This window comes from Rhizobium sp. GN54 (assembly GCF_021026345.1).
Lineage (GTDB): Bacteria > Pseudomonadota > Alphaproteobacteria > Rhizobiales > Rhizobiaceae > Mycoplana.
In genome coordinates this window covers 272358-285354 of sequence record NZ_JAJNCZ010000002.1, presented here as the reverse complement: position 1 = coordinate 285354, position 12997 = coordinate 272358, and the positions used below count along the sequence as shown (strand labels likewise).

Annotated in this window: 13 protein-coding genes; 6 read left to right on the top strand and 7 right to left on the bottom strand. The window is 65.7% G+C overall.

Annotated elements, in window-relative coordinates:
• Positions 1–39: 39 nt before the first annotated feature.
• From LQK81_RS07360 to LQK81_RS07350, 3 genes are all read right to left on the bottom strand, one after another.
• Positions 40–945, bottom strand: coding sequence for an ABC transporter substrate-binding protein (locus LQK81_RS07360; protein ID WP_269064786.1), 906 nt, complete (start codon positions 943–945; stop codon positions 40–42).
• Positions 946–1305: 360 nt separating this feature from the next.
• A complete protein-coding gene (gene ilvC / locus LQK81_RS07355; protein ID WP_230804923.1) occupies positions 1306–2325 on the bottom strand; it encodes a ketol-acid reductoisomerase in 1020 nt (339 codons plus the stop codon).
• 45 nt (positions 2326–2370) lie between these two features.
• Positions 2371–3057, bottom strand: a complete 687-nt coding sequence (locus tag LQK81_RS07350; RefSeq protein WP_230804922.1) for a TetR/AcrR family transcriptional regulator C-terminal domain-containing protein — start codon at positions 3055–3057, stop codon at positions 2371–2373.
• Between the two features lie 448 nt (positions 3058–3505).
• On the opposite strand from LQK81_RS07350, the gene LQK81_RS07345 reads away from it, so the two are divergent.
• A complete protein-coding gene (locus LQK81_RS07345) occupies positions 3506–3889 on the top strand; it encodes a hypothetical protein (protein WP_230804920.1) in 384 nt (127 codons plus the stop codon).
• 301 nt (positions 3890–4190) lie between these two features.
• Positions 4191–4400, top strand: a complete 210-nt coding sequence (locus LQK81_RS07340; protein WP_230804918.1) for a cold-shock protein — start codon at positions 4191–4193, stop codon at positions 4398–4400.
• Positions 4401–4511: 111 nt separating this feature from the next.
• Here LQK81_RS07340 and LQK81_RS07335 read toward each other — a convergent pair whose 3' ends face one another.
• The gene (locus LQK81_RS07335; RefSeq protein ID WP_230804916.1) at positions 4512–5834 is read right to left on the bottom strand and encodes an NAD(P)/FAD-dependent oxidoreductase; all 1323 of its coding nucleotides are present in this window, start codon (positions 5832–5834) and stop codon (positions 4512–4514) included.
• A 139-nt stretch (positions 5835–5973) separates the two neighbouring features.
• Positions 5974–6390: a winged helix-turn-helix transcriptional regulator gene (locus tag LQK81_RS07330; protein WP_230804914.1), complete on the bottom strand. Its 417-nt coding sequence runs from the start codon at positions 6388–6390 to the stop codon at positions 5974–5976.
• A 148-nt stretch (positions 6391–6538) separates the two neighbouring features.
• On the opposite strand from LQK81_RS07330, the gene LQK81_RS07325 reads away from it, so the two are divergent.
• Positions 6539–7426, top strand: coding sequence for an SDR family oxidoreductase (locus LQK81_RS07325; RefSeq protein WP_230804912.1), 888 nt, complete (start codon positions 6539–6541; stop codon positions 7424–7426).
• A 69-nt stretch (positions 7427–7495) separates the two neighbouring features.
• Here the strand turns inward: LQK81_RS07325 and LQK81_RS07320 are convergent, their stop codons facing one another.
• The gene (locus LQK81_RS07320; protein ID WP_230804910.1) at positions 7496–8248 is read right to left on the bottom strand and encodes a pyridoxine 5'-phosphate synthase; all 753 of its coding nucleotides are present in this window, start codon (positions 8246–8248) and stop codon (positions 7496–7498) included.
• Positions 8249–8520: 272 nt separating this feature from the next.
• On the opposite strand from LQK81_RS07320, the gene LQK81_RS07315 reads away from it, so the two are divergent.
• Both LQK81_RS07315 and LQK81_RS07310 read left to right on the top strand, forming a co-directional pair.
• Positions 8521–9627, top strand: a complete 1107-nt coding sequence (locus tag LQK81_RS07315; RefSeq protein ID WP_230804908.1) for a hypothetical protein — start codon at positions 8521–8523, stop codon at positions 9625–9627.
• 211 nt (positions 9628–9838) lie between these two features.
• A complete protein-coding gene (locus LQK81_RS07310; protein WP_230804906.1) occupies positions 9839–10513 on the top strand; it encodes a MerR family transcriptional regulator in 675 nt (224 codons plus the stop codon).
• Between the two features lie 50 nt (positions 10514–10563).
• On the opposite strand, the gene LQK81_RS07305 is transcribed toward LQK81_RS07310, so the two are convergent.
• Positions 10564–11691 carry an ATP-dependent DNA helicase gene (locus LQK81_RS07305; RefSeq protein WP_230804903.1) on the bottom strand — a complete coding sequence of 376 codons (1128 nt, stop codon included), beginning with the start codon at positions 11689–11691 and terminating at the stop codon, positions 10564–10566.
• 206 nt (positions 11692–11897) lie between these two features.
• Here LQK81_RS07305 and LQK81_RS07300 point away from each other — a divergent pair, with 206 nt between their 5' ends.
• Positions 11898–12983, top strand: a complete 1086-nt coding sequence (locus tag LQK81_RS07300; protein ID WP_442967085.1) for an AbrB family transcriptional regulator — start codon at positions 11898–11900, stop codon at positions 12981–12983.
• Positions 12984–12997: the final 14 nt, after the last annotated feature.

Sequence of the window (12997 nt, the reverse complement as noted above, 5' to 3'; positions counted from 1 at the left end):
TCCCGACGATCGTGCCGCGCTGGCCATCTGTTCCCATCGTCATGGCTTGCCCCACCCTTCGACGCGCGCAGCGTTCTGCTCGACCCATTTCCTCGCATATTCGAGCGGCTCCTGGCGCTCGACCCCGAGTGCGTAGCTCATCTGCGTCACCTCTTCGGGGGTGAAGTCCACCTTCTCCAGGAACTGCGCGACCTCCGGCCGTTCCTTGGCAAAGGCCGTCGCGTAGCCGATCTGGAAATGCGCCGCATCCCAGGCGGTCGTGGCGTTCGACTTGCTAATCCAGAGCGGGTCCTGCGCCGATACCAGGTTCCATTTCGCCGGATCGTGCGCAGGCTCCTCCAGCCGCTCGATGTCGTGCAGCTCGAAGACGTGGTGCGGCGCGTAGCAATAGAACACCATCGGCTGGTCGGTCGCGACCGCCGCGTCGACGGCCGCCATCGCCACGTCCTCCTCCACCTCGACGAGGCTCAGGTTCTTCTCATAGCCGTAGCTCCGGGCGCGCACCCGCTCGATCCCGGTGGAGAGCCAGGTCGGGGCGCCGATCCAGATCTCCCCCTGCCCGTCGCCGTCCGTGTCCAGCACTTTCGTCTTTTCCGGATCGCCGAGATCGGTGACCGACTTGAACGTGGCCGCCGCCGCAGGCGTCGCGCACAGGCCCTGCCAGGCGGTGATGCGATGGTCCGCAAGCTTCACCGCCCCCTTCCCGTCGACGTATTTCTTGACCAGGTCGTCGAAATTGGGCCGCCAGATCTCCGGCTGGATGTCGACCGCCCCCGTCTCGAGACCGACGAACGAATTCATCGTCCCCATCGGCTTGACCTCCACCTGAAGGCCGAAATCCTTCTCGATGCCGACCTTGAGGATGTTGGCGGTGGCCTGCCCGGAGGGCCAGTTGGGCGCCGAGATGGCCAGGTCGGCCGCTTGTGCCGGCTGGGCCGCGAGCAGGCCCGCAAGAACGGCCGGCGCAAGAAGGCGCGATGCATTTCGCTTCACGGTGCATTCCTCCCTCGTTCCAAGAAGAACAGGCATTCAAGAAAGAACGGCATGCATGCGAAAGGGTCGTCTGTCGTGGAATTGTCGCTGCAACGCTCCGAAAGGTCGAAGCGCCCTCTCCAGCAGCGGGTCCGCATTTCGCCCGGGAGGATGCACCAGCTTGCTCGGCCGCGTCAACTTGCCGTTGCCAAATTTTGACAGGTGCGAAAAACAGAAGCCGGGCAGATGCCCGGCTTCCATGACGTTTCAGCCAGCCTGCGACCGAAGCCGTTCCCGGCCCGGACGCGTTGGCAGCCGATCAGGTGACAGCGATCAGTTGACAGCCTTGTCGACCAGCTTGTTCTTGCCGATCCACGGCATCATGCCGCGCAGCTTGGCGCCGACTTCCTCGATCTGGTGGGCGTCGTTGACGCGGCGGATGCCCTTGAAGCGGGCGGCGCCGGAGCGATATTCCTGCATCCAGTCCGAGGTGAACTTGCCGGTCTGGATGTCCTTCAGGACGCGCTTCATCTCCGCCTTGGTCTCGTCGGTGATGATGCGCGGGCCGGTGACGTATTCGCCCCACTCGGCGGTGTTCGAGATCGAGTAGTTCATGTTGGCGATGCCGCCTTCATAGATCAGGTCGACGATCAGCTTCACTTCGTGCAGGCATTCGAAATAGGCCATTTCCGGCGCGTAGCCCGCTTCCACCAGCGTCTCGAAGCCGGCGCGGATCAGTTCGACCAGGCCGCCGCAGAGAACGACCTGCTCGCCGAAGAGGTCGGTTTCGCACTCTTCCTTGAAGTTGGTCTCGATGATGCCCGAACGGCCGCCGCCGACGCCGCAGGCGTAGGAGAGCGCGAGATCGAGCGCGTTGCCGGAAGCGTTCTGGTGAACGGCGACGAGGCAGGGAACGCCGCCGCCCTTCTGGTATTCGCCGCGCACCGTGTGGCCCGGGCCCTTCGGCGCGATCATGACGACGTCGACCGAGGCCTTCGGTTCGATCAGGCCGAAATGGACATTGAGGCCGTGGGCAAACGCGATCGCAGCACCGTCGCGGATGTTGCCGGCGATCTCGGCCTTGTAGATGTCGGCCTGCAGTTCGTCCGGCGTCGCCATCATCATCAGGTCGGCCCACTTGGCGGCTTCGGCCACCGTCATGACCTTGAAGCCGTCGGCCTCGGCCTTCTTGATCGTCGGCGAGCCCGCCTTGAGCGCGATCACGACGTTCTTGGCGCCGGAATCCTTCAGGTTGAGGGCGTGGGCACGGCCCTGCGAGCCGTAGCCGATGATGGCGACGTTCTTCGCCTTGATGAGGTTGAGATCGGCATCACGATCATAATAGACGCGCATCGATGTTTCCTTCCCTTGCTTGTCAAACGGTCTCGGTCGGCCGCCCTATGCGTCCGCCATTGCTCCCACGCCGTAGAGGGTCAGGAAGGACGCTGCCGCCCTCTCCGCCCGCCCAGCGAATTCCTTCTTCAGCGCCGCAGGATCGAAGCCCAGCAGCATGCGCAGGTGCGCATCGGTCACGATCAGCCCGTAGAGCGTGCCATAGGCCTCGTCCGCATCGTCGAACGCAAGAAGCCCTGCCTTGCGCCCGGCTTCCAGCAGCATGGTCGCGCGCCGGCCGATCTGCCGCCGCCCCCGCTCCTCGAGAAGCCGCCCGAGCGTCGGCCCGGACCCGCGCGCGCCGCGCATGGCGGTCCTGCCGACCGTCTGCCCGATCGCCAGCCGGTTCAGCGCCAGCGAGACGTCGCCCGAGAGCACATCGAGCAGATCGAGGGCAAAGGCCGCCAGGTGCTTGCGCAGGCCGTCCGTCGTCAGCGTCTCGGCCCCGACCTCGACGGTGCGCACCTTGCCGGCCTGGTAGGATATCATCGCCGACAGCAGCCCGTCGCGATCGCCGAACCATTTGTAGAGCGATTCCTTCGAGCAATTGGCCGCCCGCGCGACACCGGCCGTCGTCACCGCCTTCTCGCCGCCGTCGACAAGCAGCTTGAGCGCGCTTTCCAGCACAGCGTTCTGGCGCTCGCTCAAGCCCGCCCTCTCCGCCTTCGCCCGGTTTTCGTCGACGATCTGCACGCCTGCTCCCTCGGCAATCCGCCCGGTCCAAGCCCGAACGAATGCGTACCGTACGGTACGGTTCGGCGCCGTTCTATGCCGATCGCAAACCGGGGTCAACAGATTTTTGAGGAACGAGAGCGCAGGGCAGACCGCAATCGAAGCGGAGGCGGCGCGATTCTTCCGGAAAACGCGCAGGACCGGCAAGCGAGAAAGCTGAACGGGAGATGAATTTGCGGCTTAAGAGCAAACATCAACCGATTGAATTGAAACATTATTCTTGAAAGCCGGGATCCGGGCGCGCTTTCGCGCATCATTTTTCTCTTCCCAAGACATTTCAACTCGATAGAATTGGTGAGGCCGCTCATGAACGACAGTGGTCATCACGCGGCAACACAGGACATGTTTTATCGCCTTTTACTGCCGCTGCAGGAGTAAGCAGCCAGCCCCGACGCCAAGGAGACAGAAAATGATGAATTTCCTGCCTGACCTTCACGAAGGACACGCTCCGATCACCCTGCAACATCTCTTTCGCGATGCGATCGATACCTTCTACGACTGGAAGACGGACGAACCCGAGCCTTCCGTCATGCACGAGGGAACGCTGATCCCGATCAGCACCGTTTTCGAGGCCATGCGCGGATGCACCGACATTGTGCCCAAGAGCGTTATGGAAATGGTGGCCGAACGGCTGACCAAACGCTGGGACGGAGACGGTCCGCTGGACGTCATGACATTCTCCACCGCCGCCCGGATCATGGGCGTGCTGATCCGCAAGCGCCGCCGTCAGGAAGGCGAGGCACAGGCGGTTTTCGTCGAAGCCTCGCGCCTCACGCCGCCGTCGCTTCACTGAGGGCTGCGTCCGCCATCGACACGGTCGCCGCGCTCCTGCCGGGCGCGGCAATTGCCGCCGCGGCGCCGCTTGAAAGGCGGTTTCACGTGCCGATTTGGGACGGATGGCAGCCTTGCAGCATATCTTGACCTCATCGGGCGAAGCACTTATCTTGCGCCGCATCGAGATTTGAACGACGACTTTTGCTTTTGCGCTCCGGCGCAGTTTGACGAACTTCCCCTTCAAATTCGACTAAGACCGGATTTTCGGCTCAAAGGCCGGGTATCCACCTAAAAGACGCCGGAGAAAAAAGGGTTTCGTCATGGCAACAGGTACCGTTAAATGGTTCAACACCACCAAGGGCTACGGCTTCATCGCTCCCGACAATGGTGAACCGGATGTATTCGTGCACATCTCGGCCGTACAGCGCGCAGGCCTCGCAGGCCTCGACGAAGGCCAGAAGGTCAGCTACGAGCTCGTCCGCGATCGCAAGTCGGGCAAGATGTCTGCAGACCAGCTGCAGGCAGCCTGAGCATAGCCGGTTCCGCCGGCAGTCACGCCTGTGGCTGCAGCGACAGGGATCAGAGGAAAGGCCGGCAATCGCCGGCCTTTTTTCGTTGGTGGATTTTGCCGGGACAATGCCTCAGCCGGCCGCCTCCCGGTCGCGGGAAGTCGGTCCTTCGGCCACGGGCCTGTGGGCCTCGCGCTCGGGGATCGTCTCCCTCTGCGTGATCAGGCGGGCGCTGTGCTGGCCGCTCAGGTAGGTCCACAGCCAGCTCCAGGCGACGGCGAAGCGGCTGCGCGTTCCGATCAGGAAATAGATGTGGGCGATGCCCCAGAGCCACCAGGCCAATGCGCCCTTCATCCTGAAACGGCCGAGTTCGATGATGGCGGCACGCCGGCCGATCGTGGCCAGGCTGCCCTGGTGGCGATAGCGGAACGGCCCCGGCGAAGGCTTGCCGGCGAGCCGCGCCCGGATCAGGCGGGCGAGATAGGCACCCTGCTGCTTGGCCGCCGGCGCAATCCCCGGCACCGGCTTTCCGCCCTCCTGCGTCACCGCGGCCGTGTCGCCGATCACGAAGACGTCCGGCAGGCCGGGCGCCGACAGGTCCGGCGACACGATCGCCCGCCCTGCCCTGTCGGCGGGAATGCCGAGCCAGCGCGCCGCCGGCGAGGCCTGCACGCCTGCGGCCCAGACGATCGTGCGCGCGGGCACGAAGGCATCACCGATCGTCACGCCGTCCGCCGTGCACGATGTCACCGGCACGCCGGTGCGCACCTCCACGCCCAGCTTCTCCAGCGAGCGGCGCGCATAGTCGGACAAGGGCTCGCCGAAGCCGGCGAGGATGCGCGGGCCGGCCTCCACCAGCATGACCCTGGCCTGCCGGGTGTCGACATGGCGGAACTCGCCGGGCAGCGTGCGCTGCGCGAGTTCGGCGATGATGCCGGCGAGTTCCACGCCCGTCGGGCCGGCGCCGATGATCACGAAGGTCAAGAGTGCCGCGCGCTCGGCGGCATCGGTCGAAAGTTCGGCGCGTTCGAAGGCGAGCAGCAGCCGGCGCCGGATCGTCGTCGCATCCTCCAGCGTCTTCAGGCCTGGCGCGTACGGCTCCCATTCGTCATGGCCGAAATAGGCATGCGTCGCGCCGGTCGCGAGCACGAGCGTATCGTAGGCGACGGCGCCGCCGCTGGCGAGGCTGACCGTCTTCGCGGCCGGATCGACGCCGACCACCTGGTCAAGCAGCGTCGTGACCTCCGGACGGTTGCGATAGAGATGCCGGATCGGCCAGGCGACCTCCGACGTCGCCAGCACCGTGGTCGCGACCTGGTAGAGCAGCGGCTGGAACAGGTGATGGTTCCTGCGGTCGATCAGCGTGATCCGGACGGGCGCGCCCTTCAGGGCATTGACGAGCTGAAGGCCGCCGAAGCCGCCACCGACGACGACCAGATGATGAAGGCTTTGCATGGCTTTATCCTGTTTCGTTCATGTCGGACCGTGCGTGCGCGCCCTACAATCTGGGCATTCGGCGGGAGGCGCACAATGGCCGTCTCGACATGCGTGCCCTGCGCTGCCGGCACGCGTCACAGGCAGTCGTCACAAGGTTCTAGCGTCCCTTGCCGTCCTGCGCGTCATAGGCGCTGCGAGCCTGCCGGATTGTGGCGTGATTGGCCTGCGACCACTGCACCAGCCCCCGCACCGGCGTCAGCAGCGAATGCCCGAGATCGGTTAGCCGGTATTCGACGCTGGGCGGGAGCGTCGGATAGACCGTGCGAACCAGATAGCCGTCGCGCTGCAGGTCGCGCAGCGTCTGCGTCAGCATCCGCTGCGAGATGTCGGGGATGAAGCGGCGCAATTGCGAAAAGCGCATCGGCCCGTCGGCGAGCGCCAGAAGCATCAGCGAGTTCCATTTTCCGCCGATATGGTCGAGCACGTCGCGGACCGGGCAATCGTCCATCGACATGGCCACGCCGTCGATGACGAGCACCCTCTCGCCCTCGATCCTGCTCGCAATCTTGTTCATCGCGGTTCCCTCCAGGTAACCAGTGGAGCCAAAACTGCCTCCTTTACAAGGTCCGTCCCCTGGTCGATGAGTGACGCACTCTCTTTTTGAGACCATATTCCGGACAGATACCATCGTTTCGTCCGGACGCCAACGAAAGGAAGCAGCCATGTCGAACAATCTCCTCATCACCGGCGCCTCCGGCCAACTCGGCCGCATCGTGCTCGATCAGGTTCTCGCATCGGGCAAGGTGGCGCCGACCTCGGTTATCGCCGCCTCGCGCGACCCCGCAAAGCTCGCCGACTATGCCGCAAGGGGTGTTACCGTGCGCAAGGCCGATTTCGACGATCCCGCATCGCTGCCGGCCGCATTCGCCGGCGCCGACAGGGTCCTGATCATCTCGACCGATGCGCTGGGCGAACCCGGCAAGCGCCTTGCCCAGCATGTCGCCGCGGTCGAGGCGGCGGTCAAAGCCGGGGCAAAGCGCATTCTCTACACCTCGTTGCCGCAGCCGGACGATTCGGCGGTCACCTTCGCCGGCGACCATCTCGGCACGGAGAACGCCATCAAGGCGAGCGGGGTCCCCTACACGATCTTCCGCAACGGCTGGTATATGGAAAACCTGTTCATGGCCCTGCCACATGCGCTGCAGGCCGGCCAGTGGTTCAGCGCCGCCGGCGACGGCAGGATCGCCCATGTCGCCCGCCGGGACGTCGGCGCGGCGATCGCCGTCGGCCTGCTCGCCGCCGATGGGGAGAGCCGCATCTACACGCTCACCGGGGCCGTGGCCCACACCACCGAGGAAATCGCCGCAGCCGCGTCGCGGGCAACCGGCCGGCCGCTCCAGGTCGTCCACGTCACCGACGAACAGCTCGCCGAAGGGCTGAAGGCCGCGGGACTGCCGGAGGCCGTGGTGCCCACCGTCGTCTCCTTCGACACCAACACGCGCGAAGGCAAGATCGCCATGGCGACAGGCGACGTCGAGGAATTGACGGGCCGCAAGTCCCTGAGTCTCGGCGCATTTCTCGCCGAGAACGCCAAGGCGCTCACGGCCTGAGAGGAACGCCCCGGCATGTTGCCCCCGCAGGCCGCGCCAGCCGCGGCCTGCAACCGGATCGGGCAGAAGCTAGACCGGCTGCCCGCAGGCTCGGCAGAAGCGCCGTACCGTCTCGGCCATTCCGTATTCCAGCGCATCGGCGGTGAGCCCGTGACCGATGGAGACCTCGGCGAGCGCCGGGATGCGGGCGGCGAGCGCCGGCAGGTTGGCAACGGTCAGGTCGTGCCCGGCATTGACGCCGAGGCCCAGTTCGGAGGCGATATCGGCCGTCGCGCCGAGCGCCTCGACCAGCAAGGCCGCCCGGGCGGGATCGTCATGGCAGCCACCATACGGACCGGTATAGAGCTCGATGCGATCCGCGCCCACGGCCCGGGCGATCGTCAGCGCCTCGCGGTCGGGCTCGGCGTCGGCAAACAGCGAGACGCGCAGGCCCAGCCCCTTGAGCCGGCCGACCACCTTCTCCAGCAGGCCGCGGTCCTTGCGGAAATCCCAGCCGTGATCGGAGGTCGCCTGCGCGGGATCGTCCGGCACGAGCGTCACCTGTTCGGGACGGTGCTCCTCGATGAGACGCAGGAAGCCCTCCTCCGGATAGCCCTCCATGTTGAATTCGGCCTCCGGAAACGCGCTGTCGATCAGCGAGCGGATCGGCCCGAGATCGGTGAAGCGGATGTGCCGCTGGTCCGGCCGCGGATGCACCGTCAGCCCGCTGGCGCCGGCCGCGAGCGCGATCTTTCCGAGGCCCGGAACGCTCGGCCACGGCAGGTCCCGGCGGTTGCGCAGCATCGCGATCGCATTCAGATTGACCGACAGTTTCGCAGGCATCGCAGTATCTTTCCCGTTGTCTTCGACAAGCTCTAGCCTGTTGCCGCCCGTCGTTCAATCGGGCCGATCCGGCCCCGCGCACCTCTCCTGAAGCGCAAGCGTGGCGACGCCGACCCTGCGGGACCGCAATAACGTGTGATTTTCGGCTGCCGGCCGCTTGCCGCCCTATCAGAATCAACGGTAGGGTCCCAAGCTGGCGAAAGGTGAGCCTTGATCACCTTGGGGAACATGCGGGGCGGACGATCAGGGATGATCGCAACGGGACATTGGCATTGAACAGCGCAGCGCAGGCGGCTGTCATCAGGGCGCACGTGGACGAGATCCTCTCCAGCAGGACCTTCGCGCGCTCCGGGCGTCTGCGCGCTTTTCTCGACTATGTCGTCGAATGCGCCCTCGCCGGCAAGGCCGGCCAGTTGAAGGGCTATACGATCGGCATCGACGTGTTCGGCCGACCCGTCGGCTTCGACGCCGGCAGCGATCCGATCGTCCGCGTTCAGGCCGGCAAGCTCAGGAAGCTGCTCGATCAGTATTATGACGTGGAGGGCGCGCGCGCGCCGCTGCGCATCCGCATTCCGCTCGGCAGCTACGCCCCGCAGATCGCCTGGGAAAGACGCAGCCCTTCACAGGCCGGCGCGAGCCTGGCCGCAGCCGCCGCTCCCGCGCCCGATCCGGTGCCACAGGCCCGCAGGCGGCGAAATCTCACGCGCGGCACCTGGCGGCCCGCCCCCATATCCTCGCACCTCGCTTTGTTCACGCTCCTGCCGATGCTGCTGCTCGCCCCGGCCCCGCATTCCGGCGTGGCGATTACTGCGATTGCGAATACCCGCATCCATGTCGAGAAGGCACGCGCCACCATCGGCCTCGGCGGCCGGATTCCGGTCGTCGGTATCGAACGCTGCTGGCCGGGAACCGGCATCTGCCGCCAGCTCGCCGACGCCATAGAGAAGGCGATCGGCTATTACAGGACCGTCCAGCTTGGCGACAGCCGCAAGAGCGGCGACGGCGACCCGCTCGCCTACCGGATCCGCATCGAGGCGCAGGGCAATGGCGAGACGATGTATGCGCGGCTCATCCATGCCCAGAGCGGCCTGACGGTGCATGCCGAGCAATTCCGCGCCGCAGACCTGAACGAGGCCACGATCAGCTACGAGGCCTTCACCTTTGCCGGCCGCATCCTGTCGGCGAACGGCCGCATCTATCTCCATGCGCAGCGGCTCGGCGCCGCCAGCCCGACGATGCGCTGTCTGCAGGAAGCCGACCGCCGGCGCGAGCCCGGTTCCGACTGCCTGCATCTTCCCCTGATGCAGGCCTCGACGGGCCCGGAGACGACCGACCAGCCCTCCACGGACAGGCTCCCGCCCCTGGCCCGCGCGCTCTGAAGAGCCCGGCGCCGTTTTGGATACATCCCTAGATATAGGGGTATTCAAACCACTCCACCCAGCGCTAGTCTTTTTTGCCCGGATTCGCCACGTGCGCTCCGGAACAGGGGAATGGAGCGCGGGTTCGGGAAATGTCGCACATCTTGGCGCTCGAACCTGCGAACAGCGAGGGATGTGTGCTAATGTCGACACTTTCATGCGGGTGGTTGCCGTGACGATCAGCGAAACCAGAAAGACCACTGCCGCCGGTGAACGTGCCATTCGCTTCCTGCCGTCCGCCCCCCTGCCGGAGGACCTGCCGGAAGGCCGGCTCGCCATTGCCGACATGGCAAACGCCTTCGGGGTCACCCACCGGACGCTGCACTTCTACGAGGAAAAGGGCCTGCTCAGCGCCACGCGCGTCGGGCCCATGCGCGTCTACGGCCCGCAGGAGATCCAGCAGATGGCGGTGGTCAACACCTGCCGCGAGACCGGCATGCCGGTGGCTGCGATCCAGGAGCTTCTCGAGGCGCTTTGCGACGCCGGCAGCCAGCAGGAGGCGGACGCCATCTTCCGCGGCGCCATGATCGCCCGCAAGCGCGAACTGACCGCGCAACAGTCGACGATCCGCCGCCAGATGCAGCAGATCGGCGAGATGCTCGAATTCAGCGCCGGCCAGGAAATCGAGCTGAACGACAACACCCGCCCGGAAGCGCTGTCGGACCAGGAACTGCGGTGCTTGACGCTGATGGCCGAGGGTTATCCGACCACCCGGATCGCCCGTGCGCTGGAGGTCGATCCCGGCCAGGTGCAGGGGATGGAGAAGGAGATCATCCGCAAGTTCGCCAGCAACAACCGCTTTCAGGCGGTGGCGAAGGCGGTGCTTCTCGGCATCATCGGGCACTGATCGAAGAGCCTGCCGCGCGACAGCTCGGCCTGCACCTTTCTCAGGCGCCGTCAGCGCACGATGGTCAGCGTCTCCGCCGCGCGCGTGATCGCCGTATAGAGCCAGCGTTCGCGCGTATCGCGGAACGCCCAGCTCTCGTCGAACAGCACCACATTGTCCCACTGCGAACCCTGCGCCTTGTGGACGGTGAGCGCATATCCGTAGTCGAACTCGTCATAGCGCTTGCGCGTCGACCAGGGGATCTCTTCCTCGAGATTCTCAAAGGCGGCCTTCAGGAGCTTGATCTTCGCAGCCCCCCTGTCCATGTCGTCGTCCTCGGGCCGGATCATCAGGTTGATGCCCGGCTTCACCGTCTCCTTGGACGAGGTCATCACCTGCCAGAGCGATCCGTTCAGAAGGCCCTTGGCCGGGTCGTTGCGCAGGCAGACGAGCTTGTCGCCCGATTGCGGATACTCCGTCGTAAAGCCCTTCAATTCGCGGAGGCGGACGTTGTAGCGCCGCCGTGTCCTGTTGGTTCCGACCAGGACCTGGTCGGCGTCGAGCACGAGCGGCTGGGTCACGTCCCCCTTCCCGATCACCTTGGCGGTGCCCCAGTCGCCGTGCATGATCTCCTTGCCTTCGCGCACATGCATGGCGAGCTGGATGATCGGATTGTCGCGGGCCTGGCGGTGAATGTCGGTCAGAAGGAAATCCGGTTCCTGGCTGGTGAAGAAGCCGCCTCCCGAAACCGGCGGCAGCTGGCCGGGATCGCCGAGCACGAGGATGGGCGTCCCGAAGCTCATCAGGTCCTTGCCGAGCGCCTCGTCCACCATGGAGCATTCGTCGACGATGATCAGCGCCGCCTTCGCGACCGGGCTCTGGCGGTTGATCGAGAACATCGGCGCGATCGACGTCTTGCCGGTCTCCTCGTCGGAGACCTCCTCCTCGCCGCGGGGACGGTAGATCAGCGAATGGATCGTCCGGGCGTTGCTGGCCCCCTTCGAGCGCAGCACCTGGGCGGCCTTGCCGGTGAAAGCGGCGAACAGCACCTCCCCGTCGACATGCTCGGCGAAATGGCGGGCGAGCGTCGTCTTGCCCGTGCCTGCATAGCCGAACAGGCGGAACAGCGGCGAGCGCCCTTCCTTCAGCCAGCGCGAGACGGCCTTGAGTGCCTCATCCTGTTGCGGTGCGAATTCCATGCGCCGACTTGGCAGGATTCGACCCTCGGACGCAAGGAAAAGCGGTACCTCGTCATGAACGGGACCGGCATTCCGGGCTATGAGGACAGTTCCCGCACGTCACCCAGCCCCTGCATGCTGCATTTTTCAATGGCGCGTTGCAGCATTTGTTCGTAAGGAGACGCCATGATTGTCGCGATCGACATCTGCATCGTGGAATGCCCCCTGTGAAAGACAAGTCCCAGCATCCGGATGACCCTGAAGCCCGATCCGGAATCGGCCTGCTTCGCAAACCCGTGCAATGGCTGGTCCTGTTCGTCCTTTCCGCTCCGCTTGCGGTGTTCTTCGAGATCGCCGGCATCCCCGCCGGGCTGATGATGGGCCCGATGTTCGCAGGCGTCGTCGTCGCGATCAACGGCGGCACGATCCGGCTGCCGCGCGTCTGCTTCTTCGGCGTGCAGGTCGTGCTGGCCATGATGATCGCCGGCATGGTGTCGCCGAACCTGATCGACACCTTCCTCAGCCGCTGGCCCATCTTCCTGGCGATCGTGCTTTCGGTGATCGCGATGAGCACGCTGAGCGGCTGGGTGATCGCCCGCATGGGCATCCTCCCGGGAACGACGGCGATCTGGGGGTCGTCGGCCGGTGCGGCGTCGACCATGCTCGTCATGGGCGGCGCCTACGGCGCCGACATCCGCCTCGTCGCCTTCATGCAATATCTGCGGGTGGTGTTCGTCGCCACCCTCGCCACGCTGATCGGCCATTTCGGCGGCCACCAGGCGATGGCCGAGCGCCTGCCGTTCTTCGGCCCGTTCGATCTCCAGGCCTTCGCGCTGACGCTTGGCATCGGCGTCGGCGCCGGCATTCTCGGCCGGCTCCTGCGGATACCGGCCGGCAGCTTCCTGACGCCTTTCGGCGTCGGCGCCCTGCTGAGCCTGACCGGGACGATCCATGTCGAGCTGCCGCCCTGGCTATTGGCGACCGCCTTCGCGCTGCTCGGCTGGAGCATCGGGCTCGGCTTCACGCGCTCGATCCTGCTGCACGCCCGCCGCGCCTTCGTCCCCACCGTCGTCTCGATCGTCGTGCTCCTGGCCTTCTCCGGCCTGCTCGCCTACCTGCTGGTGATCTGGCTCGGGATCGATCCGATGACCGCCTATCTCGCCACCAGCCCCGGCGGCCTCGATTCCATTGCCGTCATCGCCGCCTCCAGCAATGTCGATCTCTCCTTCGTCATGGCCCTGCAGACGGCGCGGCTGGTGATCATCACGCTGATCGGCCCGCTGATCGCCCGCTTCGTCGCCGACCGCACCTGACGGCGCGGCCGCGC

What these genes read in the sequence shown, in the direction of transcription:
- LQK81_RS07335 (WP_230804916.1), bottom strand. Translation starts at nt 5,834, where the DNA reads ATGCAAAGCCTTCATCATCTGGTCGTCGTCGGTGGCGGCTTCGGCGGC.
- LQK81_RS07345 (WP_230804920.1), top strand. Translation starts at nt 3,506, where the DNA reads ATGATGAATTTCCTGCCTGACCTTCACGAAGGACACGCTCCGATCACC.
- LQK81_RS07320 (WP_230804910.1), bottom strand. Translation starts at nt 8,248, where the DNA reads ATGCCTGCGAAACTGTCGGTCAATCTGAATGCGATCGCGATGCTGCGC.
- ilvC (WP_230804923.1), bottom strand. Translation starts at nt 2,325, where the DNA reads ATGCGCGTCTATTATGATCGTGATGCCGATCTCAACCTCATCAAGGCG.
- LQK81_RS07325 (WP_230804912.1), top strand. Translation starts at nt 6,539, where the DNA reads ATGTCGAACAATCTCCTCATCACCGGCGCCTCCGGCCAACTCGGCCGC.
- LQK81_RS07330 (WP_230804914.1), bottom strand. Translation starts at nt 6,390, where the DNA reads ATGAACAAGATTGCGAGCAGGATCGAGGGCGAGAGGGTGCTCGTCATC.
- LQK81_RS07340 (WP_230804918.1), top strand. Translation starts at nt 4,191, where the DNA reads ATGGCAACAGGTACCGTTAAATGGTTCAACACCACCAAGGGCTACGGC.
- LQK81_RS07305 (WP_230804903.1), bottom strand. Translation starts at nt 11,691, where the DNA reads ATGGAATTCGCACCGCAACAGGATGAGGCACTCAAGGCCGTCTCGCGC.